The following is a 23,473-nucleotide window of genomic DNA, read 5'->3' as shown; positions in this document are numbered from 1 at the left end:
CTGCCCAGGTGGCGGAACTGGTAGACGCACTACCTTGAGGTGGTAGCGACGTAAGTCGTAGGGGTTCGAGTCCCCTCTTGGGCACCAATTAGACATCGTGGGATGTCACGCAACACCCTTAAACCGCGCTCCGGCGCGGTTTTTCTTTGCCTGTATCCCTGGCCTGGTTAACGGTAAGTCTGCCAATTTACCTTGAGATACCGCAATTTTGGCGGTAGCTTCGGCGGTAACTGGGCAGGCCGCCCAGCGACTACGAGGGAGTTACCGCCATGCTGACACCGTCCGCTGTCACGAACGCCAAGCCGCAAGACAAACCATACAAGCTGGCCGACGAGCGCGGCATGTATCTGCTGGTGAAGCCCGACGGCGCCCGCTGGTGGCGTTTTGACTATCGTCGCCCCGGTACCGGCAAGCGCAACACCCTAAGCCTTGGCACGTTTCCGGATGTGAGCCTGCGTAAAGCTCGCGACAAGCGCGATGATGCGCGCACGTTGCTGGCGGACGGTACCGACCCTGGTGCTGCACGGCAGGAGGCAAAAGCTGCGAGGGTTGAGGCGGCAGCCGCCGAGGATGCGGTCGCATACACCTTCGAGGTGGCAGCGCGAGAGTGGCTGGCTCGCCAGGAAGGGGCTGAGGTCACTTTGCGAAAGTCGCGCTGGATACTGGAGACCTTCCTGTTGCCAGAGTTTGGCCGGCTGGCGATTACGGATGTAACACCTCGTATCTTGCTGGACGCGCTGCGCAAGGTCGAGGAAACCGGCAAGTTAGAGACAGCAAAGCGAGCGAAGATCAAAGCGGGGCAGGTGTTTCGGTACGCGATCCTTGAGGGCAAGTTGGAGCTTGACCCCACGGGCAGTCTTCGCGGGGTGTTGAAAGCACCGCGTAACCGCCACCATGCGGCTATCAGCGAACCCACCCGAATCGGTGAACTATTGCGTGCTATTGATGGCTTCACTGGCCAACCTGTCACCCTAGCTGCCCTGAAATTAGCGCCGCTGGTGTTTGTGCGCCCCGGCGAACTTCGGCAAGCAGAATGGGCAGAGTTCGACCTAGACGGTGCGGTTTGGCGCATACCTGCAGAACGAATGAAGATGAAGGCGGCGCATATCGTGCCGCTGTCCAGCCAAGCTGTGGCTGTTCTGCGTGACCTGTACCCGCTGACTGGTGACGAGGCGTATGTATTTCCCGGCCTGCGCAGCGCCAGCCGTCCCATGTCAGAGAACACAATTAATGCTGCCTTGCGCCGGCTGGGCTACGGCACCGACGAAATGACGGGGCATGGCTTCCGCAGCATGGCTGCGTCGCGCCTCAACGAAATGGGGTGGAACTCGGATGCCATTGAGCGCCAACTTGCCCATGCTGAAAGCAACAAAGTACGCGAGGCCTACACGCACGCTGCGCAATATCTACCCGAGCGCACAACGATGATGCAGGCCTGGGCTGACTACCTTGACGCGCTGCGCTCGGGAGCAACCGTGTTGCCGTTCAAGCGCAAGGCCTAATCACTCATCAGGACTGCAAACGAATGTCCGGGATAAGTGCCTGACGCCACAGTCATTGCGCCAATTATCCAACGCAACGCCAAAAAATGCGCTTAATTACGTGTTGCCGCGGTATTGCCGCAACACGTGGGTTAAGTCAAATGAAAGCGAAAACCAATCAGCTGGCACCGTCCACCGCCCCAGCATTGCAGCCTGGCGACCTGGTAGACGAGAGAAAGACTGCCGTCATTCTTGATGTTGAGGTGGGCACCCTGCGCAACTGGCGCGCGCAGGGCAAAGGCCCCCGCTTCCGCAAGATCGGCGAGCGCATGGTGCGTTACCACATCACCGACTTGGCCGCGTTCATCAACGGCGAAAGTGGCAGCGAGGCGGGCGTATGAACCAGCCAAAAGAAACGCCCCCGGCTTCGGCCACCGGGGGCGCGGATCAAAACAACATCGTGTTCCCAAAGCCTAGCGGCGCCGCCACGCCGTCGCAACTGCAGAACAAGAGTTTTCCGCAGGCATTCCAAAACATTCCTGCCGAACTGCAGGAACGCGAGCAGTGGGTGTGCTGGCGCTTTGAAATAGACGGCAAAGGTCGCATGACAAAGGTGCCGTATAACGCGGCCACCGGCTACCACGCCAGTATCGACAAGCCCGAAACATGGGGCACGTTCAACGAGGCGTGCAGCGCTGTGGCCACAAAGGGCATGGACGGCATCGGCTTTGTGCTTACGGTGGCTGACCCTTATGCGGGCATCGACATCGACGACAAGGTGGACAACCCGGCGAGCGAACATGAGCGCACGGTGCATGCTGCCATATTGGCCAACATTGACAGCTATACAGAACGCAGCCCTGGCGAAAGGTGGAAGGACGAAGCAGGTAATGAGCGCGGGGGCTTTCATGTAATCGTGCGCGGGCGAATTGATAGCAGCCGTGATCGTGGTCATGTTGGCTTGTATTCGTCCAAACGCTACCTAACGTTTACGGGCGACGTGGTGCGCAGCTCACCAATCAACGACTACCAATTGTTCTTCGACAACATGGCGTCACAGATGCCGGCATCAGCAGGCGTTGAGCTTGAAGATGTGGAATCGTCCCGTAGCGATGCTGAGGTGCACGAGATGGCGTGCAACGCGGCGAATGGGGATAAGTACGAGGAGCTGTGCACGGGCGACTGGGCTGGGATGGGTTACCCGAGCCAGAGTGAGGCTGACCATGCGCTGTTGTCCATTATTGCCTTTTACACACCAAGCAATGAACAGGTGCGCCACATATTCCGCTGCACTGGGTTGGGGAAGCGTGAAAAGGCTAATGAGGGCGACAGGTATCTCAATACGTCGTTGAAGAAGATTCGGGCGAAGCAGTCAACTGATGCAGACCTTGTGCGGGTCAAAGCGGATGCCGCGAACTGGATTGCACAGGCAGTGGTTTCAAATGCTATTGCACCAGCCGCGCCATCACAGACACTCGCTCCCGCAAAACAGCTTGTACGAGCGTCGTCAGCCTGCGACTACGTCAAACTAACCAATGCAGCCAGCATTAAGCCAGAGCCCATCCGCTGGCTGTGTCCAGGCTACCTAGCGCGAGGCAAGCTTCACGTCTTGGCGGGCAGCCCTGGTACAGGCAAAACAACCATCGCCGTGGACTTTGCGGCATCTACCACTTCTGGACGAGCGTTTCCGACTGGCCATCGCCCAACGCCAGCGAACACCCTTATTTGGAGTGGTGAAGATGATCCAGCCGATACGTTGGTTCCGCGCTTGATAGCTGCGGGAGCAGACCTTAATCGGGTGCATTTCGTCGGTGACATCTACAAGGGCGATCAAGTCTGCCGATCATTTGATCCGGCGCACGATGTAGAAGCGTTGGCGACTGCCGCGGCCAATCTTGAAAACGTGGAGTTAATCATCATCGACCCGCTGGTGTCAGCGGTATCTGGTGACAGCCACAAAAACGCTGAGGTCCGGCGAGGCTTACAACCCTTGGTTGAGCTCGCTGCAAAACTTGACGCTGCCCTGCTCGGTATCACTCACTACAGCAAGGGCACGCAGATGGGTGATCCTCTTGAACGCGTAACCGGGAGCATCGCTTTCGGGGCGATGGCACGCATCGTGTACGGGACCGTCCGAATGAGGGCCGAGGATGGTGAGACGGCTCGAATGGTATTGGCACGGGCTAAATCGAATATCGGCCCGGACGGTGGTGGCTTTGCCTACTCCTTCCAGCAACGCGATATCGAGGGTGGCATTTCTACCAGCTACATTGAGTGGGGCGAACGGCTTGAAGGATCGGCCCGCGACCTACTGGCCGAACCTGAGCAAAAGGCTGAGCATCGCGGCGAGAGCAGCAACGCTGCTGTGAGCTGGCTGATAGAAGTTTTGCAAGAAGGTCCGAAACTGGTTAAGGATGTGAGGGAGCTGGCCCGCACTGCTGACATTAAATGGCGTTCGGTAGAGCGCGCCTCGCAACAGGTGGCTATGTCGGAGCGTAGAGGATTCGGTGCGCCAGCCACATGGTTCTTGCCAGGCTCTGAATGGCAAAGCCCCATTCTCGCCACATCTGCATCCTCGCCATCCTCGCCAACACAAAACGCCACCGGCATAGCCGTCGCCAATGTAACCGCCAGCCTTACAGCAACCAAGACCCATGGCGAGAATGGCGAGAATGGCGAGAATGCAGCAGCCCTGATCGAGGGAGGCCGCCATGGTTAACCACCGTCTACCGGGCCAGTGGCAGGGCTGCGCTGCGCCAGCCACGGCCAGCGCCGCTACACAGACACCCGCCAGCGCCGCGTCGCCCAGCACGGGCCTCGTTGACGCCCTGGCCATGCCGGCGCCGGCACCCACGGCCAGGCCACGGCCGCGCAAGGTGCGGCTGCTGCCGTCCGTGCACCGGATGTTCCTGCGCAAGTTCGGGTTTGAGCGCGAGGACTACGTGGTGCCAGGCTATTGCGATCATTGCGGGCCGGCTTGGATGCCCGTCGCGTTCGCCGGTGATGCCTGGCGCTTCCCCGTGTGCCCCTGGTGCCCGATTGTTGACGCTGGCCATGACCTAATGCGTCCACCGGTTGACTGCGCTTCGTGCCGGCATTTTGAGCGCCCAGTTGAACACCCGAATAGCGGCCAAGGCTGGTGCTTGCTCGGTAGGGGTGAGCGCCGTGTGGACGGTCGCCGAGGTTTTCGCGTTGCTGATTGGCACCACCAATGCCAAGCATGGCAGCCGCAGTCATGACCGTGGTCACCCTGCATTGCCAGTGCTGCGGGTCGCCCGTGCCTGTGTCACGAGAAGCCATCGAAGCGGCATTGAACGCAACGCGCTCGGAGGCCGTTGAGGCATCGGTGGGCAAGTGGCGCGCATGGTGTCGTGAAAGCGGCAGGCACATTACGCCGGACGACAGGGTGACACCAGAGGTAGCGGCCGAGCTTGTGGGGCTAACCGTGGGCACGCTGAAGAACCGGCGTAGTCAGGGGCAGCGGCCGCACTTCGTACGCGTCGGAAACAGGCTGGTGAAATACACCTTGCATGAGCTTGCGGATTGGATAACTGCGTGCGAGGCGTAACGCATCGTCACGTATGGGCACGTTCCTGCCTTGGGCGTTCCTTGCTGGTGACGCCAGCCTAGGACATAGCCACTGCACAACGCCGTGGCCTTCCTAGGAGCTTCACATGAACCTTGATCCCTCTTCCGAATTCACCTTGATGGCCAAGTGCATCGGCCGTGCGCGTGGCTCGCTGGTGCGCGCTGCTGAAATTGCGGAGGCCATGCCAGGTGGCCAGCGCGTAGCAATCGTCCTGCGTTCTGCCATCGCTGCCGGCACCGTTGCTGACGCTGTGTGGGCAGGCCCGCTTGTTGGCTACCAATCTGTGGCCAGCAGCTTTATCGAAAGCCTGCGCAGCATCTCCGTGTTCGATCGCATGCTGGCCGATTTGGCGATGCGCAGGGTGCCATTGAAAACCCGCCTGGCCGTGTCCAGTGTTGCCGCTTTGGGTGCCGAAGTAGGCGAGTGGGAGGCGGTGCCGGTGTCTAGCCTCGCCATCGCTGGGCCAGGTCTTTCGCCGCGCAAGGTGCAGGCTCTTATCGCCGTCACGAATGAGGTGATCGACGGTGCCGGCAGCGCCGGCTCCGCACTGCTGGCGCGTGAACTGCGTGCCGGTGTCGCCAGTGCAACCGATGGCGCGTTCCTCTCCGGCCTGGTTACCACTGGCACCGCAACCATTGCCGGCACAGCATCGCCCCTGGCTGACTTGGGCAACCTGCTTGATGTGGTCAACACCACGGGCGCCGGCTGGCCGTACCTGGTCGTGGACGCACGGACGGCCAATCGCTTGGCAACCAAGACGACCACGGGCGGCGATCAGGCGTTTCCAGGGATGACGCCGAAGGGCGGTGAGCTGGCAGGTGTCCCGGTTCTTGTCAGCGATGGGGCACCAGCTGCTGACAGCAATGGCTACGCTGCCATGCTGATCGACGCCAGCGCCATCGTGGGTGACAGCGAAACGGTGACTGTTGATGCGTCCGAACAGGCCGCGCTGCAGATGATGAGCAACCCTGGCAGCGGTGCGCAGTCGATGGTGTCAATGTTCCAGACCAACAGCACCGCGTTGCTTGCCAGCCGGTGGTTTGGTTTCGAGCTGACCCGCGACAGCGGCGTTGCTGTGGTCACTGGCGCAGCGTGGTGATGGCCATGTCCAAGGAAAAAACCGAAGCACCCAAGTCGTGGGATGAGATAGCCGCCCAAATGCCCACGCACTTGCGCAACAGCCCCCTCACTGTCGGCGGGTTCTACAACCTGCTGGCTCCTATCGTTGAATCGCACAAACAACTCAAGCAGCGCGTGGCGCAGCTTGAAAAGCAGGCCAGCGGAAACGGTGGAGACCATGGATGAGTTACGCGGCACCCGTGCACATGCGGAGCGCCAGCGCAGTGATGCCCCAGTGACGCAATCGCAGTTCGGTGGCCTGATCAAGAAGGTCTCCGCCGAACTGAATACGTTGCGGTCAGAGGTGACGAGCTTGCGCCGACGCGTTGAACAACTTACGCCGAAAGGAGAAAAGCCATGAATAAGCTCATTGACCCATTCCAAGCGCAGGCCCAATACCCGGATGCCTGGCAACTGATCGAGAACGAAATGCAGCAGGCGCGCGATGGTTACGCCGCCACGCTCGTGCCGGTTGCTGCCGAGGTGGTGACGCTCGATGGTGCGCAGGTTCTGCAGGTGGCCGCGCTCACCGACCTCATCGCCGAGGGCGAGGAAGGGTACCCGGCGACGATGAGTTTCACGGCGCGCCTGGCGTCGCCGGCCTGACCCAATGTGGGGGGTGGTTCAAAAGACAGGGACGTCTTACCACGAACAACGCGCGCCCAGTTTTCTTTCCGCATCGGAGAGTTGGACAATTTCATAGGATCTAACGTGCGCGCCGATACCGAGTGCACCGGCCGCGCGTACCGAGTGCATGCCCGATGCATGGGACGCTTAACCTCAACCCGTCACAACAATTTTTGAGTTTCGCGGTTGAACGCGGGAAATCGTAGTGCTGTCGGCTGCTCACTGCACTCTAGCTTCATTGAGAATTTGACGGGCGCGCTCATTGCTTGACGCCAATCCAAATAGATCATGCTCGGCGACCACCGCCTTGAAGAGTTCGTCCATTTCACACGACAGCCTTAAGAGCGCACTAATTTTGGCATCCGTATCGAAGATTCTGCGGGTTCCATCGGGCACATACAGTCGGGCTGCTTCATCGGGGTGGCTATAGAGATAGTCTAAATGCCTTTGTGTTTCGGCGAGGATGGCAAGTTCATAAGCAGCACCCATTCGAAGGGCGGCCTGGTCCGCATGGAACATAGTGGCGGCGATGTCGAAGCTTGGCAGGGCAATATCTCTGTCCGAGTCTGCCTTGGCGTTTTTACATAGTCGAATGGCCTTCTTTAAGCCACCTGCCGTGAAGACGTCCCTGTCAGACACGAGTTTGATGTGCTTGAACGGATAGTTAGTAACCGTCTTGTTTGCTTTTCGATCAAGGATGATCACACCCCTGTCGTGCAACGCTCCGCTTGCCTGATAGTCTGCGTGGTCGTACCAGTGCGATGGAACCACATCGACAGAGCGCGCAAGCGACCCACCAGATATTTTGATGGCCTTGCTACCGGAGGTATCCACGGTGGCCATCGGGAATGCACTTTTTAATGCAGACTCTTCCTCACGACGCAGTTGGGTCAGCTGGTCGAGAGACGTGTCGGACGACGGATAATAAGTACTGGACTTGATGCCGTTGGGGTCATAGCTGAAGAACTGCTGATCGATCAGAGTCAGCACGTCCACGTCGCTTACGCCTCGAATGTGCACGTTCAGCGGAACTGATCCCTGTAGGCGGAATTCGAGATTGAAACCGCCAACCCTTTTCCCGAGCTGGTTGGCCACCCTTTGTGCGGTTTCCATGCTGATCCGTGTGTAGTCGGGGTCAACCTCCTGCATGGCACCAAGAGCGTATCGGGTATAGGGCTTGTTCCCTGCTCGTTGCTCCCAGGCCTCGGGTATATACCTTTTGCGTTGATAGCTTTCCAGCGCTACACCATCGGCTGCAAGAACCGCATATCTGTCAGCGCCCTTGCGACGCGTCTGAAGTGACGAAATTTTTTCTTCAATATTCCTTGCCATTACGCTCTCCTGAGAATCATTTTTCCTGACGAATGCCGGCCGTCACCATTGAAGTAGTCGCCTTCCGCTCTTTGCATATCTTTGTCGAATACAAGACTGGCAAACCCGCGATGGGCAGATAGCTCGACCTCACCCGGCTTCGGCTCATTTCGGTAGCTGTACACCAACACGAAACCTTCGATAGGGTCCGTGGTGAGGGCTGCAACGATACTGTTGGATGCGGACTGGGCCGTCTTCAAATGCACTCTAAAGCGGTCCCAGTCTTGAGTGATGGTTAAAGTGCCCTTCCATGCTGTTGCCAAGGAGTCCGGACGTTCAAACGGCAATCCATCGCAGTTCCAAGTCCCGGCAAGGTTGGCGACTTTGAGCCATCGCGTAACGCAAGGGACGCGCCAGACCCATTTGCGAAAGATGAAGTAAAGGGCCGCGTAAACGGTGCCGGCACCGGCAAGGGAGAGGACGACAGGAGGCAGGTTGACGCCTATTCCCATGGCATGGGCGATGTTAAACAACCCCAGTAGCAGCCATACCAGTACCCCCGAAACGACTGAGGCGGTATGCGTCAGATACTTTCCCACCTGGGCGCGATTAATTCCGCCAAGAACTACGTACTCATGGTCCATCACTTTCCCCTGATTCAAACTTCCTCCTGAAGTATTCATCCAATGCTAAGCGACTGCAAACAACACAAAAAAAAAGGCCCTCGCCCGAAGGCGAGGGCCAGGGCGTCACTTCTTTTTCGGTGGCGGCGCCGGTGGTCGGTTGTGTTCCTTCTCGGTCGTCTTCGGGTGCCTGTCGGCGTACTTCTCCGTGACGAACTTTCCTGTGCCAGCGTCACGAAAGTCTGGCGGGCCTTTTTTGTTTGGCATGACCTGTTCCTGTGAATGCCCGGCATTGGGCGCTTTGATCTTTCACCCATGCGGGTGCCGGTTCAAGCCCCCTTACATGATTGACGAAAAGTCCTACACGGTTTGTCATTGCGCGCTGATGTTGCGCACCGTTGGTGGCAGCACACTGGCACTGCCCAGCAAGTCAGGCATGCCCGGCGGGAGTCAGGCGCAAGCCGACCAAGGACGATCCGTAGGCCGATGACCTGGGCAGCGCGATGCTGCCCGCCCCCTGTTGTGGCATCGCGCAAGGCGCCGGCAACCCCGGCGCCTTTTTTCTTGCCTGGTGCACGGTGCCAGGGCGGTGCTGGCCAGGTGCTGGCGCCCTCGCGCAGGGCCTCAACGCGATGCCTGGCTGGCCTTGTGGCCACAGTCGCTGTGCTGGGTTATGGCATGGGCGTCGCCGGGGCGCCGATGTGGCTAACATAGCCACGCCCGCTGGGCGAATTGGCTTGGGTTTGCGCGGAGTCTAAATGTCCCTTGAAAATGCTGAAAATGAGAACCGGCAGAACGTTGAGGTGCTGCAGCGGCGCGTCGATGCCATTCAAGGAGCGGCGAACGAAGCCGGGGTGAAGTACGCATACTTTCTACTGGCTGCAGCTGGCGCTTGTCTTGGATATGGCCTGCAAAAACTGGATGGTCAGCCCCGTAGCTACGAGACGATCTTGGCGTTTCTCGCCTACGTGCTGTGGATGAGCAGCATCCTATTCGGCTGCCTTGGCCTTCAAAATTTCCACACGGAGCTGTCGTTTTCGCATCGCGTGCTCGAAATCGATCTTAAAGGGGCGCAGTCTTGGGCGAGATCAAGCGCAGAGAAGTCATTTGATGCGATGGCGAAGCCGGCGATGGAGAAATGGGCGACCGGCGCGCGGGTTGCCCATTGGTGGCAGAGGCGAGCGCAGTTCTACTGCTTAATCTTGGGTGTCCTTTGCTTCGCAATTTGGCGGGTGTGGCTGTGGTGGGCAACTACGAAGGCATAGCAACGGACGTTTGTGGGCAGCGCAGGTGTGGAGCAGGGAGGCCGGCTAAGTGCTGGCTTAGCCCTATCCTTTTTCGCGGGCGACAGGCATCGCGCAGCGCTGGCGGTAGCTTTGGCGGTAGGTGGGTACACCATGCAGCTGGAAGCCCTGTAAACGTTGAGTTTGTGGTGCCCCTCTTGGCACCAATGAAGGCTTCAGCGAAGATCGCTGAAGCCGGAAAGAAGCAGAAAAACCGCCCCCGGGCGGTTTTTTTGTTTCCGGGCCCACCGATGCGAGAGTCCAATCCGTCTGATCGAGTTGAAGTCTTGCGGCGCGCCGTGCTTTCCGCACATGGGGCGTGGGTATCGGCCGACATATCGAATATTCTGGCCGTGGCACATTGGCGGTCAGGGGAGGGAAGCACGACGTGATTTCCCGACAGCTTTGTCGCTGACGATTTGCCGGGAAAGTTGGTTCACCGGACGATGTCGCTGTCTATTCCCGGGACTGCGCTGGCGCTTCGCCAACGTCGACGATCGGTATGCGGTCAATACGTTGGCTGTCCGTTTTTTCGTTCCACGATCAAGATAAAATACGGTGGCTGGTGGCGCCCGCGTCGATCATGATGCGTTGTGCCACCCATCCATATCCATAGCATGTCGCAACGAAAGTACTGAACTGCTTGCATTGGGCTGCAGCGCAGCCTAGTTTCAAGCAGCCTAACCATGGAGGGAGTCAAGTGATCAATGTTGTCCTGGTGGACGATCATGAGCTGGTGCGCACCGGCTTTCGGATGATCTTGCAACAACAGTCGGATATCACGGTGGTCGGAGAAGCCGGTAGCGCGGAAGAGGGCCTGCATCTGATCCGCACGCTGGCACCGGACATCGCCATGGTCGACGTCCACATGCCCGGCATGAGTGGTATCGAACTGACCGAGCGCGTGTGTCGCTCGAAACTGCCCACCCACATCGTCATCGTGACGGTGGTCGATGATGCGCGTTTCCCCAAACGCCTGCTTGACGCCGGCGCTCTCGGTTACTTGACCAAGGGCTGCAGTGCGGATGAGCTCGTATCCGCGGTTCGGCAGGTGGCCGGTGGGCGACGTTATCTCGCCCCGGCGGTTGCGCAGCAGCTCGCGCTGGCCACGCTCGATGGCAGCGCTTCCCCTTTCGACGTGCTGTCCAGCCGTGAGCTGGAGGTGGCCATGATGTTGGTGCGGGGCAAGCCGCTGACGATCATTGGCGAACAGCTCAATTTGAGTCCCAAAACCGTTTCCACCTACAAACAGCGGCTGATGGAAAAATTGCACGTGGACCATGTGCTCAGCCTGGCCCATTTGATGACGGTCCATGGTTTGATCGATACGCCCAATCACCACGTCGGGGGCTGACCCTGCACTGATTGCAGCAAGTTGGTTGGCGGGTGGATCGAAGGCAATAAAAAACCGGACGCTAGTCCGGTTTTTTATTGTTCGATGCAACGAGGGAGTCAACCTTGTGGGTCGTTCTCGTGGTCGCCGGGCTCGTCATTCTGCGACGAAGATGCCGGTTTGGCTTCCTCGTGGTTTCGCGCCGCCGGCTTTTCCGGACCGACGGGCTGAGCCAGCAGATCACCCTGCTTTGGCAGCGGCAACGAAGGGGCAGGAGCGAGGTTCGTGGGTTTTTCGGACGCATCGGCGATGGTTGGCGATGCAGCACCATTGACTGGCTTGTTGCCCGGTTCGATACCCGGCGACGGAACAGTCGCAGCCAAAACCGGTGGCGTCGTCGGCGATGCCGGCTTGATTTCAGAAGCGTCGTGACGGACGGCATCGGCGATCGGGGGGACCACCGCGGCAGGCGTCGGTGTCACAGCGACCGGCTTGCTCTCCGCTGGCACCACGGGCATCGTTTCCGATTTGGCGGAAGCGGTGGCGATATCGGCCTGGGGCACCGCGACGGGCACAGTCGCAGGCGTGCTGGCCGGGATCGACGTGGCCGGTGGCGCAAGCGAGGCCGTATCCGCAGGCGTTGTCGTTGCGGCCTTCGCTTCCTCGGGGATCGGAGGCAGGGTGGGCAGATTGAAAGCCGTTGCGGCAGGTGCGGCCGCACCAACGATGGTCGCAGCGGACCCCACTAAATTCTGCCGGCTGTCTGCCGCGCCGTTGTTCTGGGCGGAGGCAGTGCCGGTATTTTCCGGGGAAACCGCCGTACGGCGAACCTCGGTACGGGGCGTCGGCGTCACGCTATCCGTGTTATCCCCTTCATTGCCTGCGAAAGCGGGCGGAATCGTGCTGGCCGGGGAAGACGGCTCGCGCGCCGTTTCAGGGCGAGCCGCCGGTTTGCTGGTCGGAACGCTGCCGACGGTGTCTTCGCGATCCTCGTCGTCGAGCGCCTGTGCCTGCTCGGTGTCGACATCCGTACCGTTCGATCCCGCCTCATCATGGCGGCGCCGGCGACGACCGCCACGGCGCCCACGACGACGACGCGCCTGACTACCGTCGGTATCGGTTGCACTGTCGGCGGACTCCGGCGCAGTTGTTTCGCCCGGCGTTGCGATCAACAACTCGTCGTCCTTGGCCGGATCAATCAGCGGCGTGGTCGGCGTGCGCTCGTTCGCTACCGTGCGCGGCGTGCGCTCGGCTTTCGGTTGCTGTGGCGGATTCGGCTTGCGCTCGGGCCGTGCCTGGTTGTTTTCGGCTGTTGCCGACTTGGGCTGACGCTCGGCCTTGGCCGTCTGCGTTTGCGCCTGCTGGGGCTGGCGCGACTGTGCCTCGTTGCTGCGCTGACGATTGCTGCGGGCTTGCTGTTGTGCACCGGATTTCGACGAATTCTGTGACGATTCGCGTCGCGGCGGACGCTGCGCCGTGTTGCTCGGCGTGTTGCCGGTGCGGTCCGTGCGTTCGTCGCGGCGATTGCGATTGTTGCCGTTGTTGCTTTCGGCGCGTTTTGGTGTCGCGGCGGCAGCCGGAGCGGCGGCTTCGGCGCTGCGAAACCAACCCAGCAGGCGGGAAATGACGCCGACTGCGGGCGCGGCAGGAGCAGCAGCTGACTGACGGCGCGCTGGCGGCTGTGCCCTGGCAGCGGGCTCGGCGATTTCCTCGCGTACCGGGGCAGGGCTGGAAGGTACAACGCCACTGACCGCGGGTTGTTCGCTACTGCCGAGGGCCTGGCCCATCTTGGGCAGTTCGGCCGTCTCCACCGTGGTCAGGCGCTCGTAGCTGGGCTTGCTGTGCTCACCCATGTCCGCTTCGCGGATGCGCTGGATCTCGATGTGCGGTGTTTCCAGCTTCTCGTCGGCGACGATCATCACGTGCACCTTGTGGCGCAGTTCGATCTCGACCACGCTGGCGCGCTTTTCGTTGAGCAGGAAGTTGACGACGCTGGACGGCGCCTGCACCAGCACCTGGCCGGTGTTGTCCTTCATCGCGTGTTCTTCGATCAGGCGCAGGGTCGACAGCGACAGCGATTCCACGCCACGGATGTGACCATGGCCTTCACAACGCGGGCAGGTGATCTGGGTCGCTTCGCCGAGGCTGGGACGCAGCCGTTGACGCGACATCTCGAGCAGGCCGAAGCGGGAGATGCGGCCAATCTGCACACGGGCACGATCGAGCTTCAGCGCGTCCTTCAGGCGATCTTCCACTTCGCGCTGGTGCTTCGGGCTGTCCATGTCGATGAAATCGATCACCAGCAGGCCGCCGGCATCGCGGATGCGTGCCTGGCGCGCGATTTCCACCGCCGCCTCGCAATTGGTGTTGAACGCGGTCTCCTCGATGTCGCTGCCCTTGGTGGCCTTGGAGGAGTTGACGTCGATCGAGGTCAGCGCTTCGGTCTGGTCGATCACGATCGAGCCGCCCGACGGCAGGCGCACCTGGCGATCGAACGCGCTCTCGATCTGGGTCTCGATCTGGTAGCGGGTGAACAACGGGGTGTCGTCACGGTACAGCTTGAGCTTGCGCAACGCGTTCGGCATCACCTGCTGCATGAAGTCGCGGGCGTCGTTGTAGAGCGGCTCGTCGTCGATCAGGATTTCGCCGATGTCGCTGCGCAGGTAGTCGCGCAGGGCGCGGATGAACAGCTTCGATTCCTGGTAGATCAGGAACGGCGCCTTCTGCTTGTTGGCCGCCTCGGAAATCGACTTCCACAGCTGCAACAGGTAATCGAGGTCCCACTGCAGCTCTTCGGCGTCGCGGCCGAGGCCCGCGGTGCGCACGATCAGGCCGACATCATCGGGTACGGTGACGTGATCCAGCGCTTCCTTCAGTGCCTGCCGGTCCTCGCCCTCGATCCGGCGCGAGACACCGCCAGCCTTCGGGTTGTTCGGCATCAACACCATATAGCGGCCGGCCAGGCTGATGAACGTGGTCAGGGCGGCGCCCTTGTTGCCGCGTTCTTCCTTCTCGACCTGAACGACGACTTCCTGGCCTTCCTTGAGCAGCTCCCGGATATTGGACTTATGCGGATCCAGACCCTGCGTGAAGTACTCGCGGGAAATTTCCTTGATGGGAAGGAAGCCGTGGCGCTCGGCGCCATACTCGACGAAGCAAGCTTCGAGTGAAGCCTCAACTCGTGTGATTCGACCCTTGTAAATATTGGACTTTTTCTGTTCCCGCGAAGGGATTTCGATGTCCAGGTCGTACAGGTTCTGGCCATCGACAATGGCCACGCGCAACTCTTCACGCTGAGTCGCGTTGATCAACATACGTTTCATGGTGGTAATCCTCGGCTTGTCCGCGCGTCGCGTGCCGCGGTGGCGCCTCAATGGCGGCCTGCCGGGGATCGCGCCGCTGCGGTTAAGCGGCAAAAAAAAACGGCACCGTTACCGGCGTCGGGATGATTCGGTCAGCTGCGCCTGCCGTCCCGATGCCGCAATGACATCGGACAAACAACGGCCCAAACCGTTACGATGAAAGGGAGTCGCGACTGGCGCCAGAAGGCAACCGGAGCAATCCTCGCCGACGTTACGGGCGGGCACTCGACCCGATCCAGACTTCGATGGGCAGAATGTGGCGCCCGTCGAGTATCCTATTTCAGCAGGTTTTTTTCAATGCAGACGGCAACTTCCCCCGACGCACCTCACGGTGTACGTCAAGTCGAGATCGGTCCTGAACGGGATGGCCAGCGCATCGACAATGCGCTGGTGACCCTGCTCAAGGGCGTGCCCAAGAGCATGATCTACCGGCTTTTGCGCACGGGCCAGGTACGGGTCAACGGCAAAAGAGCCAAACCGGACACTCGTCTCGCAGCTGGTGATACTCTGCGGATTCCACCGGTACGGGTTGCGGAACGGCCGGAAGGCCGCGCACCGGCCAGCGGTTTGGTGGCCTCGGTCACGGATGCGGTCATTTTCGAGGATAAGCACTTTCTCGTCATCGACAAGCCTTCCGGCGTGGCCAGTCATGGCGGCAGCGGCGTCAGCCACGGTGCGATCGAACTGTTGCGGGCGGCCCGGCCGCAAGAGCATCTGGAACTGGTGCATCGGCTCGATCGCGACACCAGCGGCGTGCTGGTGTTCGCCAAGACGCGGGCTGGCCTGACCGGCCTGCAGGCCGCGATCCGCGCTGGCGAAGTTACCAAACAGTACCTGTGCCTGATGCTCGGACATCCGTCCAAGGCAAAGTTCGACGTCAATGCCCCGCTGCTGAAATCGGTGTTGCAGGGCGGCGAACGGATGGTGCGGGTGGCCGATAACGGCAAGCCGTCGCTGACATTCTTCCGTGAAATGGAACAATACCCCGGCGCGCGCCTCATGCAGGCCACCTTGGGTACCGGTCGGACCCATCAGATTCGCGTACATGCGGCGCATATCGGCCACCCCCTTGCGGGTGATCCGAAGTACGGCGACAAGGAGATGAACAAGCGCTTCCGCGAGATGGGGTTGCAGCGATTGTTCCTGCATGCGGCGCACATGAGCTTCGAGCTGGATGACCGCGCCTACAGCTTCTCCACGCCGCTTCCGGACGACTTGAAAGACTTTCTCGATGTGCTCGCTGTCAAGGGCAAGCGACTCATCTATTCGCGAGACAAGTCGCGCACGGACTTTTGATCAACGCGCGAGCAGGGCTTCGACCCGTGCCGCACAGATGAAGTCGTTGAGCGACAGGCCGCCGACATCATGCGTCGACCACAGCACCTGGCAATGTCCGTAGCCGGCCTCCAGGTCGGGATGGTGATCTTCCTGGTTGGCCATGAAGCCCACAGCATTGACGAAGCCAAGCGTGTGGTGGAAGTCGGCGAACTTGAAGTCCTTGACGATCGCCGCGCCACCGTCGCGCAATTGCCAGCCGGGAAGTTGCCCCAGAAGTTCGCGCACCTTCACCTCGTCCAGCGCGTGTTCGGCGCCTTTGCGTGGTTGGCAATGCTGGGCAGCCAGATCGTTGGCATTCATGTCGATAGTCCTTATGGCGAAAGTCGGATGCGAAGGGTCGGAGTTGTGCCCGGAAAAGTCAAAGCGCGCATCCAATCCTAAACAGGACTAAAATGGTGCTGTTTCGCCGGCAATGCACGCCGGCACCCGTTTGGCGATACTGGAGCAGGCATGATCGAAATTTCCGAGCGAGCGCAGCAACATTTTTTGCGGCTTCTTTCACAACAGGGCATCGATGACCTTGGCATCCGCCTGCGCGTGACGGACCCTGGCACGCCCGCGGCCAATTGCGAACTGGAATTCTGCGAATCGGCCGATCTCGCCGGTGGAGAATGGACGATCGAGTGCGCCGGTTTCAACTTCCACGTGGATGGCGACAGCGCGATTTGGCTGGAGGGCGCCACCATCGATTTCGAGCCCAATCCCACAGGTGGCCAGCTCAATATCCGTGCGCCGAAAATCAAGGGCGATGTGCCGGGGACGGAGGCAGGTTTGATCGAGCGTGTGCGTTACGTGCTGGAGGCCGAGATCAATCCAAAACTGGCGTCGCACGGCGGCCGGGTCAGCCTGCTGGAGATCGATGCCGACGGCGCGGTGTTGCTGCAATTCGGTGGCGGCTGCCACGGCTGTGGCATGGTCGACGTGACACTGAAACAAGGCGTCGAGAAGACCCTGCGTGAGCGCGTGCCGGAAATTACCGCCGTGCGCGATGCTACCGATCACGCCGTCGGCGAGAAGCCTTTTTACAGCAAGCCCGAAGGCAAATCGGCGATCGCCTGAACCTGGTCAGCTCGTCCATAAACGAACAAGGCCCGCTACGGCGGGCCTTGTTCGTTATGACGGTGCCGCGGCGTTTTACTTGTCGCCGCTGATATGACCTTTCAGCGTATCGAGTTTGGTCGGCAGGCCGGAGAAATAGGTGGCGACATCCTCGATATCCTGGTCGGACAGGGTAGCGACCATGCCCTTCATGATCGGATTCTCGCGCTGACCGTCCTTGTACTCATGCAGCACATGCTGCAGGTACAGATTGTATTGGCCGGCGATACGGGGATATTGCGGATCGACCGAATTGCCGTCGACACCATGGCAGGCGAAGCAGGTAGCTGCCTTCTGCTTGCCGTTCTCGGCATTGCCGCTGGCCAGCAACTGGGTGGACGCGAACGCCAGCACGGCGCCGAATGAAAGCAGGGTAAGCACACGTTTCATGCGGGAAATCCTTGGCAACTACTTGGCGAGGCTGGAGAGATAGGCGGCAATATTCTGAATGTCCGTGTCGGACAGACTCTGCGCCTGCGCACCCATGGTCGGATGCTTGCGATCGCCACTCTGGTATCCATGCAGCGCGTTGACGATGTACTGCTCGTTCTGGCCGGCGATCTTCGGTACCGGGTACTGCGGATAAGCATTGGTGTAACCAGGCACGCCATGGCAGCCGGCGCAGGTGTAGATCAATTTGCGTCCGGCAGCCTTGTCACCCTCAGCATGCACGCTGGCGGTGGCGAAGAAGGCTGTGGCCACGGCCAGGCCAATCAATTGCAGTCGAGTCATCGAGATCGTTCCCACGAGTACGGCAGGTACAGGGTGATTTAAGTCGACAAGTATAGACGTTGCATCACTGCCTGAACAACACTCCGGACCGTCTGCTCAATGTTTGCGCAGCGCGGGCATGGCATCGCGCCAGTCGATCGGTGCATGCGATTCGGCTGCGTGAACGGCGCGCCCTGAGATACATCATCGGACGTTGCTGCAACAGGCATCGGCCCCATATACTGGCGTGGTCATAGCGTTTCCCCGGGGGTGTCCTGGCTTCGACGGGGGTAGTGAGATGACTTGGTGCATGCCGAGGGGGCAGCTTTCCTCGTTAATCCAGCAGCAAAATCATAGTTGCCAACGACGACAACTACGCTCTCGCCGCTTAAGGCGTAAGCCCCGAACCCACTTGTGCTCATGCTCGTCGGTGTAGGGTCATTATCATGAGATCGCCGAACGCTGCCGCCTGGCGGTTCTAGGCTAAATCAATCAGGCTGGTTCCGCGGTGCGCTTCGCACATCGTGCTTGTCGCGGAACGAGATCGAACGATGGGCTAAGCATGTAGATCCGGGCATTTAACGCCTTCGGACGCGGGTTCGACTCCCGCCACCTCCACCAACAAAAAACCCCCGGCTTGCCGGGGGTTTTCTTTTTGGACTTCCCGCAGCCGATTCAGGCGGCACGATTGTGCGAGCGCATGGTGCGCTGTTTTTCGATCTGCCAATCGCGCTGTTTTTCGGTGTCGCGTTTGTCGTGCTCCTGCTTGCCGCGGGCGAGGCCGATCTCGACTTTCACCTTGTTGCCTTTCCAGTACATGGCGGTGGGTACCAGGGTGTAGCCCTTGCGCTCGACCGCGCCGACCAGTTGGTCGATCTCCTTTCGGTGCAGTAGCAGCTTGCGGGTACGCCGGTCCTCGGCGATGACGTGGGTGGAAGCACTGATCAGCGGAGGAATCGAAGTGCCCACCAGGAAGATTTCGTTCTTCAGGACGACGGCGTAGCTGTCGCCGAAATTGATCCGTCCCGCGCGCAGTGCCTTGAGCTCCCAACCCTGCAGCGCCACGCCGGCCTCGAACCGCTCGTCGATGTGGTACTCGAAACGAGCGCGCTTGTTGAGCGCGATGGTGCCGCCGCCCTTGTTGTCCTTGTCCTTTGCCTTGGCCATGTCCGTTAAACTCGGGCCTTGTTGCCCTGATGCCGATCTGGCCGGATATCGGGCCGGATCGAGCGTGATGTGAAGAGGTTGCCGTGATCGAAATTCGTCGCAGCGCGTTGGTGAAGTATTCGCCAACGCAGATGTTCGACCTGGTCAATGAGGTTGAAGCATACCCAAAGCGTTTCGCCTGGTGTGCCGGTGCCGAGATACTCGAACGTCAGGGAGATGTGCTGGTGGCACGGCTGGATCTCAAGTTCGCCGGATTTCGTCAGAGCTTCACCACACGCAATACCGTCGATTCCCCTGGGCGTCTGCAAATGGATCTGGTCGATGGTCCATTCCGCAGCCTGGAGGGTGTGTGGGAGTTCATCGCATTGGGCGACGACGGTTGCAAGGTCGCCTTTGCGCTGGACTTTGACTACGCGGGCCGGCTCGGCGGCAGCGCGATGAAGCTGGGTTTCCAAGGCCTGGCCGGACGCATGGTGGATGATTTCTGCCGTGAGGCCGAGCGTGTTTATGGTTGATCCAATCACCGTGGAAGTGGTTTATGCGGATCACGGGCAGCAGATCCTGAAGCGGATCGCGCTGGCCGCTGGCAGTACGGTGGCGCAGGCGGTCGATGCTTCGGGGATTCCGCAGATGCTTGCCGCCGGGTCGATCGATCCCGATCGGCTCGGCATTTATGGACACAAGGCAGCGCCAGCCCAGCTTGTCCAGTCAGGTGACCGGATCGAGATCTACCGGCCGCTCGCACTTGATCCGATGGAGGCGCGCCGGCGGCGCGCCCGCTGAATCACCCAGGCGGAAGAGAAGGTATCGCCTTCGATCAGTGACCGTCCTTGCTGCCTTGACCGAAGCCGCCGTCATTCTTGACGTCGTCCGGAGACTTGCTCTTGTCGCCTTCCGTTTCGTTGACCGGATAGCCGGCGTTATATTTTTTGCTGTCCTTGACCAACTGCTGGGCGTCCTGCGCGAAGAAATTGCCTTCGGTGCGCACCAGTGTGTCGTTGTTGAAGGTCAGCGTGAACGAGCGCACCTTGAGCGGACCGCCGCGGTGCGACTGGGTGGATACGTAATCCCAACGATCCCGGTCAAACGGCGTGCTGACCGAAGGTGTGCCCATCAGCACCAGCACCTGGTGCTTGGTCATGCCGGGCTTGAGCTGATCCACCGTTTTCTTGTCGAGCAAATTGCCTTGCTGCACATCGGGTGTATAGACGATATGGCAGCCGGCAACGGAGAGCGCCAGCATGGCGAAAACCAGCAGGGTGATCAGCTTTTGCATGCTTGTTGCGTCCGGATCGTAAAGGTGTCGGATGATACACTACCGGCTCGAAAACGCCGTGTGCGGAGAGTGGGTCATGGAACAGGAAACCAAAGAACTGCGCAGGGCTGGCCTCAAGGTGACCCATCCGCGCATGCGTATCCTGCAGATCTTCGACGAAGAAGGCGTGCAGCATCTCACCGCCGAAGACGTCTACAAGAAGCTGCTTGCCCATCAGGAAGACATTGGCCTGGCGACGGTGTATCGGGTACTGACCCAGTTCGAGGCGGCCGGCATCATCGTCAAGCACAACTTCGAAGGCGGTCAGGCCGTCTACGAACTCGACCGCGGCAAGCATCATGACCACATGATTGATGTGGACAGCGGGAAAGTGATTGAGTTCGTCAGCGAAGAGATCGAGCGCCTGCAGCACGAAATCGCGGCACGCCACGGTTATGTCATCGAGGACCACAGCCTGGTGCTTTACGTGCGTCCGAAGCAGAAAGCCCGCAAAGCCTGAATTACGAGACATCCGTCGGAAGCTCCGCCGACGTTTCGACGCCTTGTCTGCAGGCGCCGGTCTGATTTGCTGGAATGACGCGCATAAAAAAGCCGCGAGGAGGACTCCTGTCCGCCCGCGGCTGCTCCTCTACCTGTCGGAGGGCATACGCGAATGGCTCGCGATTGCCCGGACTTTTCGCCAGGTAGCGGCGAAACGGCATCCTGCCGTTGTTTCAGAGCCACCGTCCCCACGGTGACTCTGATCCACCATCTTGCGATGGTGGCTCCCCCACATCGATGGAGCGATCCTAACGAGGTCTTCACTTTTCCGGTATCGGAAAAATTCCTAGTTCTGGCGGGCAGCATCCGCAGGACTATTGCTGCCCCGCAACAAGATACGCAAGTGAACGCCGGCATGATCGGGCCGGAGTCGGAACTGGCCGCCGAGCGAGGTGACGCGGTCACGCATGCCCTGCAGGCCGCGCCCACCGCGAGGCAACCGGCTGGGCAAGCCCGTGCCGTCGTCGCGCAGGTCGAGCAGGGCGAGCGCCATGCCCTGACGCTCACCGATACGAACGCGCAGCCGGAACTCGCTCGCCTGTGCGTGTTTGACGGCGTTGGTGGCGCTTTCCTGGACCAGGCGATAGATCGCGGTACGGGTATCGTCGTCGAGCAGGCGCGGATCGCCGTGCAATTCCGTGTGATAGGCCACGCCGGCGGCGTTCAACAGATCCCTGATCGGGCCCTCGTCGAGGGCGCGCAACAATCCGAACTCGTCCAGCACGGCTGGGCGCAAATCATCCAGCAGGCGGTGCAGCGCACGTCGCATGTGCGCCAGGATGGCATTGATCGACGCACTGATGTCTTCCATGCCTGCCTGGTGCAGACGGGCTTGGGCCAGCTTCACATGGGTCTGGATGGCGGTGATGTTCTGGCCGAGTTCGTCATGCAGTTCGGCAGCCAGGTGGCGACGCTGGTTTTCATCGGTCTGCAGGTTGCCGCGGGCGGCATCGCGCAGTTGATGGGCGAGCTGATCCAAACGGCGGTTGACGGCGCCCAGGTAGACATTCTGTTCGGCGACCCGCTCGCTGCTCCGGCGTAACGCATCGGTGGCCGAACCCAGCATCAAGGCACCGGTGCCGGCCACGGCCAGAAACAGATAGGCGGCGGCACCCGATGGAGCGTGCCCAAGGTGTTGATCGACCAGGGTCATGCCGAGGCTGGTGATGAGCATGGCCAGGCTCGCCCCCCGCCAGCCATGACGAAATGCGAAAAACAACACCGGCGCCAGTGACAGCACCCGGGCAAATTGCGGTTGCGGCGCAGCCTGTTCGGACAACACCAGCAAGATCATCATGGACGGCAGCATCACCAGCAGCCCGTCCATGAACAGGCTGGCCAGCGCTCGTTGTTCGAGTCGCGTGCGAAACAGCATGATCATCAGCGGGACGATCAGCAGGATGCCCAGGTAGTGGCTCAGCAGTTCCTCGCCGAGCACGCGGAGCATCAGGTCGGGGGAGTTCGGCACGCGGATCAACACAAGCAGGGCGGCGTCCATCGCGGTCGTCGCCGTTACCACCATCAGTACCGATAGCAGCAGCCGGGTGACATCCTGCGGACTATGCAGGCTGGCATGCAGATTGAAGCGACGCAGCAGCCACAGGCCGGCGGCCATCACCAGCAGCTCGGGCACCTCGTCGATGACAAAACCGGTCCAGCCCAGCGGCATTCCCTGGGCCTGACTGATACCGAAGGCAGCGGCCAGTTCCGCACCGAGCAACCAGCCCCAATAGCGCACGGGGGTGAGCAACAAGGCGCCGAAGCGCAGGCCATAAGGCAGCATCCAATAGGATTGCACGGTCGGCCACAGCAGCAGCCAGAGCAACAGATAACCGGCGCCCAGCAGCGGGCCGGAGTCGGGCAGGCGAAGTGTTTTCAGGCGCATGGAGGGGATGGTACATGCGTGATCAGGGCGTCCGCTTCGTGCAATTGTCGGCGGTAGGCATGCCCAAGGCCCGGCCAATGTGTAAAGTAGCGGGATGTACAGCATTGTTCTGGTCGATGACCACGCCATCGTTCGTGAGGGTTTCAAACGGCTGATCGAGATGGAGCCCGATCTCGACGTGGTAGCCGAGTGCCGCAGCGCCGACGATGCCGTGGAGGCGGTCGGCCACTGGCGTCCCGATCTGGTGGCGCTGGACTTGTCGCTGCCCGATGGCAGCGGTTTGCCGCTGATCGAACATCTGCTCAGCGTCTGCGGGCAGACGCGCATCGTGGTGTTGAGCATGCATGATGGCGAACCTTATGTATCCGAGGCGCTGCGCCGCGGAGCCAGTGGGTACGTCACCAAGGGTGTGGCGCCCGAAGAACTGGTGGCGGGTTTGCGCGCAGTGATGCAGGGCGAGTGTTTTCTGAGTTCGGACCTGCGCCAGCGCCGGGCCGATCGGCCGAACGCGGCGCTGGATCCGATCAACCGCCTGACCGCACGCGAACGCGAGGTGTTCCTGCTGCTGGCTGGCGGCCGCGCGCCCAAACAGGTGGCAGCGGAGCTCGGGATCGGTCAGAAGACCGTTTACATCCATCGCGCCAGCCTGATGGGCAAACTGGCCGCCGGTTCGGAACTGGACCTGTACCGGATGGCGACCGAACTGGGTTTGTTGTCACCGGCTGGCTGA

Annotated in this window: 24 protein-coding genes, 1 tRNA gene and 1 other RNA gene; 17 read left to right on the top strand and 9 right to left on the bottom strand. The window is 60.6% G+C overall.

The annotated features are described in order from the left end of the window. The first annotated feature begins 2 nt into the window (after positions 1–2). The 8 genes from ACPPVV_RS09490 to ACPPVV_RS09455 all read left to right on the top strand — a co-directional run bounded on the left by ACPPVV_RS09490 (position 3) and on the right by ACPPVV_RS09455 (position 6,795). Positions 3–87: transfer RNA gene (locus tag ACPPVV_RS09490), tRNA-Leu, on the top strand. Between the two features lie 182 nt (positions 88–269). Next, entirely contained in the window at positions 270–1,502 is a 1,233-nt protein-coding gene (locus ACPPVV_RS09485; RefSeq protein ID WP_426699659.1) for a tyrosine-type recombinase/integrase, read from the top strand. A gap of 140 nt (positions 1,503–1,642) precedes the next feature. Continuing rightward, positions 1,643–1,882, top strand: a complete 240-nt coding sequence (locus ACPPVV_RS09480; protein WP_426699658.1) for a helix-turn-helix transcriptional regulator — start codon at positions 1,643–1,645, stop codon at positions 1,880–1,882. Further along, positions 1,879–4,200, top strand: a complete 2,322-nt coding sequence (locus ACPPVV_RS09475) for an AAA family ATPase (protein WP_426699657.1) — start codon at positions 1,879–1,881, stop codon at positions 4,198–4,200. The genes ACPPVV_RS09480 and ACPPVV_RS09475 overlap by 4 nt, the downstream gene beginning before the upstream one ends. A gap of 1,024 nt (positions 4,201–5,224) precedes the next feature. Next, positions 5,225–6,169 carry a phage major capsid protein gene (locus ACPPVV_RS09470; RefSeq protein WP_426699656.1) on the top strand — a complete coding sequence of 315 codons (945 nt, stop codon included), beginning with the start codon at positions 5,225–5,227 and terminating at the stop codon, positions 6,167–6,169. 5 nt (positions 6,170–6,174) lie between these two features. Further along, on the top strand, positions 6,175–6,375 hold the full coding sequence (locus ACPPVV_RS09465; protein WP_426699655.1) for a hypothetical protein: 201 nt from the start codon (positions 6,175–6,177) through the stop codon (positions 6,373–6,375). Further along, positions 6,368–6,550, top strand: coding sequence for a hypothetical protein (locus tag ACPPVV_RS09460; RefSeq protein WP_426699654.1), 183 nt, complete (start codon positions 6,368–6,370; stop codon positions 6,548–6,550). The genes ACPPVV_RS09465 and ACPPVV_RS09460 overlap by 8 nt, the downstream gene beginning before the upstream one ends. Continuing rightward, positions 6,547–6,795, top strand: a complete 249-nt coding sequence (locus ACPPVV_RS09455) for a hypothetical protein (protein ID WP_426699653.1) — start codon at positions 6,547–6,549, stop codon at positions 6,793–6,795. Before ACPPVV_RS09460 ends, ACPPVV_RS09455 begins: the two co-directional genes overlap by 4 nt. Before the next feature lie 240 nt (positions 6,796–7,035). On the opposite strand, the gene ACPPVV_RS09450 is transcribed toward ACPPVV_RS09455, so the two are convergent. Next, entirely contained in the window at positions 7,036–8,148 is a 1,113-nt protein-coding gene (locus ACPPVV_RS09450; protein WP_426699652.1) for a hypothetical protein, read from the bottom strand. Next, positions 8,148–8,771 (bottom strand): hypothetical protein, encoded by a 624-nt coding sequence (locus ACPPVV_RS09445; protein ID WP_426699651.1) that lies wholly within the window; start codon positions 8,769–8,771, stop codon positions 8,148–8,150. The genes ACPPVV_RS09450 and ACPPVV_RS09445 overlap by 1 nt, the downstream gene beginning before the upstream one ends. 737 nt (positions 8,772–9,508) lie before the next feature. On the opposite strand from ACPPVV_RS09445, the gene ACPPVV_RS09440 reads away from it, so the two are divergent. Together ACPPVV_RS09440 and ACPPVV_RS09435 are read left to right on the top strand one after the other, a co-directional pair. Then, complete coding sequence (locus ACPPVV_RS09440) at positions 9,509–10,015, top strand: hypothetical protein (RefSeq protein WP_426699650.1); 507 nt, start codon at positions 9,509–9,511, stop codon at positions 10,013–10,015. A gap of 718 nt (positions 10,016–10,733) precedes the next feature. Next, a complete protein-coding gene (locus ACPPVV_RS09435; RefSeq protein ID WP_426699649.1) occupies positions 10,734–11,387 on the top strand; it encodes a response regulator in 654 nt (217 codons plus the stop codon). 98 nt (positions 11,388–11,485) lie between these two features. Here the strand turns inward: ACPPVV_RS09435 and ACPPVV_RS09430 are convergent, their stop codons facing one another. Next, positions 11,486–14,689, bottom strand: a complete 3,204-nt coding sequence (locus ACPPVV_RS09430; protein WP_426699648.1) for an Rne/Rng family ribonuclease — start codon at positions 14,687–14,689, stop codon at positions 11,486–11,488. A 429-nt stretch (positions 14,690–15,118) separates the two neighbouring features. Here ACPPVV_RS09430 and ACPPVV_RS09425 point away from each other — a divergent pair, with 429 nt between their 5' ends. Next, positions 15,119–16,024 (top strand): RluA family pseudouridine synthase, encoded by a 906-nt coding sequence (locus ACPPVV_RS09425; protein ID WP_426703206.1) that lies wholly within the window; start codon positions 15,119–15,121, stop codon positions 16,022–16,024. Here ACPPVV_RS09425 and ACPPVV_RS09420 read toward each other — a convergent pair whose 3' ends face one another. Continuing rightward, on the bottom strand, positions 16,025–16,366 hold the full coding sequence (locus tag ACPPVV_RS09420) for a 4a-hydroxytetrahydrobiopterin dehydratase (protein ID WP_426699647.1): 342 nt from the start codon (positions 16,364–16,366) through the stop codon (positions 16,025–16,027). It lies immediately after the preceding gene. 150 nt (positions 16,367–16,516) lie between these two features. On the opposite strand from ACPPVV_RS09420, the gene ACPPVV_RS09415 reads away from it, so the two are divergent. Next, positions 16,517–17,125, top strand: a complete 609-nt coding sequence (locus ACPPVV_RS09415; protein ID WP_426699646.1) for an NfuA family Fe-S biogenesis protein — start codon at positions 16,517–16,519, stop codon at positions 17,123–17,125. A gap of 75 nt (positions 17,126–17,200) precedes the next feature. Here the strand turns inward: ACPPVV_RS09415 and ACPPVV_RS09410 are convergent, their stop codons facing one another. Then, on the bottom strand, positions 17,201–17,554 hold the full coding sequence (locus ACPPVV_RS09410; RefSeq protein ID WP_426699645.1) for a c-type cytochrome: 354 nt from the start codon (positions 17,552–17,554) through the stop codon (positions 17,201–17,203). 18 nt (positions 17,555–17,572) lie between these two features. Then, positions 17,573–17,896, bottom strand: a complete 324-nt coding sequence (locus tag ACPPVV_RS09405) for a c-type cytochrome (protein ID WP_426699644.1) — start codon at positions 17,894–17,896, stop codon at positions 17,573–17,575. Positions 17,897–18,141: 245 nt separating this feature from the next. Here ACPPVV_RS09405 and ssrA point away from each other — a divergent pair. After that, positions 18,142–18,496, top strand: a transfer-messenger RNA (tmRNA) gene (gene ssrA / locus ACPPVV_RS09400). 54 nt (positions 18,497–18,550) lie between these two features. Here the strand turns inward: ssrA and smpB are convergent. Beyond that, a complete protein-coding gene (smpB, locus tag ACPPVV_RS09395) occupies positions 18,551–19,042 on the bottom strand; it encodes an SsrA-binding protein SmpB (RefSeq protein WP_426688734.1) in 492 nt (163 codons plus the stop codon). Between the two features lie 83 nt (positions 19,043–19,125). Here smpB and ACPPVV_RS09390 point away from each other — a divergent pair, with 83 nt between their 5' ends. Then, positions 19,126–19,557, top strand: coding sequence for a type II toxin-antitoxin system RatA family toxin (locus ACPPVV_RS09390; protein ID WP_426699643.1), 432 nt, complete (start codon positions 19,126–19,128; stop codon positions 19,555–19,557). After that, on the top strand, positions 19,550–19,825 hold the full coding sequence (locus ACPPVV_RS09385) for an RnfH family protein (protein ID WP_426699642.1): 276 nt from the start codon (positions 19,550–19,552) through the stop codon (positions 19,823–19,825). Before ACPPVV_RS09390 ends, ACPPVV_RS09385 begins: the two co-directional genes overlap by 8 nt. A gap of 34 nt (positions 19,826–19,859) precedes the next feature. On the opposite strand, the gene ACPPVV_RS09380 is transcribed toward ACPPVV_RS09385, so the two are convergent. Continuing rightward, a complete protein-coding gene (locus ACPPVV_RS09380; RefSeq protein ID WP_426699641.1) occupies positions 19,860–20,318 on the bottom strand; it encodes an outer membrane protein assembly factor BamE in 459 nt (152 codons plus the stop codon). Positions 20,319–20,394: 76 nt separating this feature from the next. Between ACPPVV_RS09380 and fur the strand changes: the two genes are divergently transcribed. Then, positions 20,395–20,817, top strand: coding sequence for a ferric iron uptake transcriptional regulator (gene fur, locus ACPPVV_RS09375; RefSeq protein WP_426699640.1), 423 nt, complete (start codon positions 20,395–20,397; stop codon positions 20,815–20,817). Between the two features lie 327 nt (positions 20,818–21,144). Here the strand turns inward: fur and ACPPVV_RS09370 are convergent, their stop codons facing one another. Then, a complete protein-coding gene (locus ACPPVV_RS09370; RefSeq protein ID WP_426699639.1) occupies positions 21,145–22,743 on the bottom strand; it encodes an MASE1 domain-containing sensor histidine kinase in 1,599 nt (532 codons plus the stop codon). Between the two features lie 94 nt (positions 22,744–22,837). Here ACPPVV_RS09370 and ACPPVV_RS09365 point away from each other — a divergent pair, with 94 nt between their 5' ends. Beyond that, positions 22,838–23,473 carry a response regulator gene (locus ACPPVV_RS09365; RefSeq protein ID WP_426699638.1) on the top strand — a complete coding sequence of 212 codons (636 nt, stop codon included), beginning with the start codon at positions 22,838–22,840 and terminating at the stop codon, positions 23,471–23,473.

The sequence above is a fragment of the Rhodanobacter sp. Col0626 genome (assembly GCF_049994385.1).
GTDB lineage: Bacteria > Pseudomonadota > Gammaproteobacteria > Xanthomonadales > Rhodanobacteraceae > Rhodanobacter.
The sequence above is the reverse complement of the archived record's forward strand: the minus strand, read 5'-3'. Positions and strand labels throughout refer to the sequence as shown.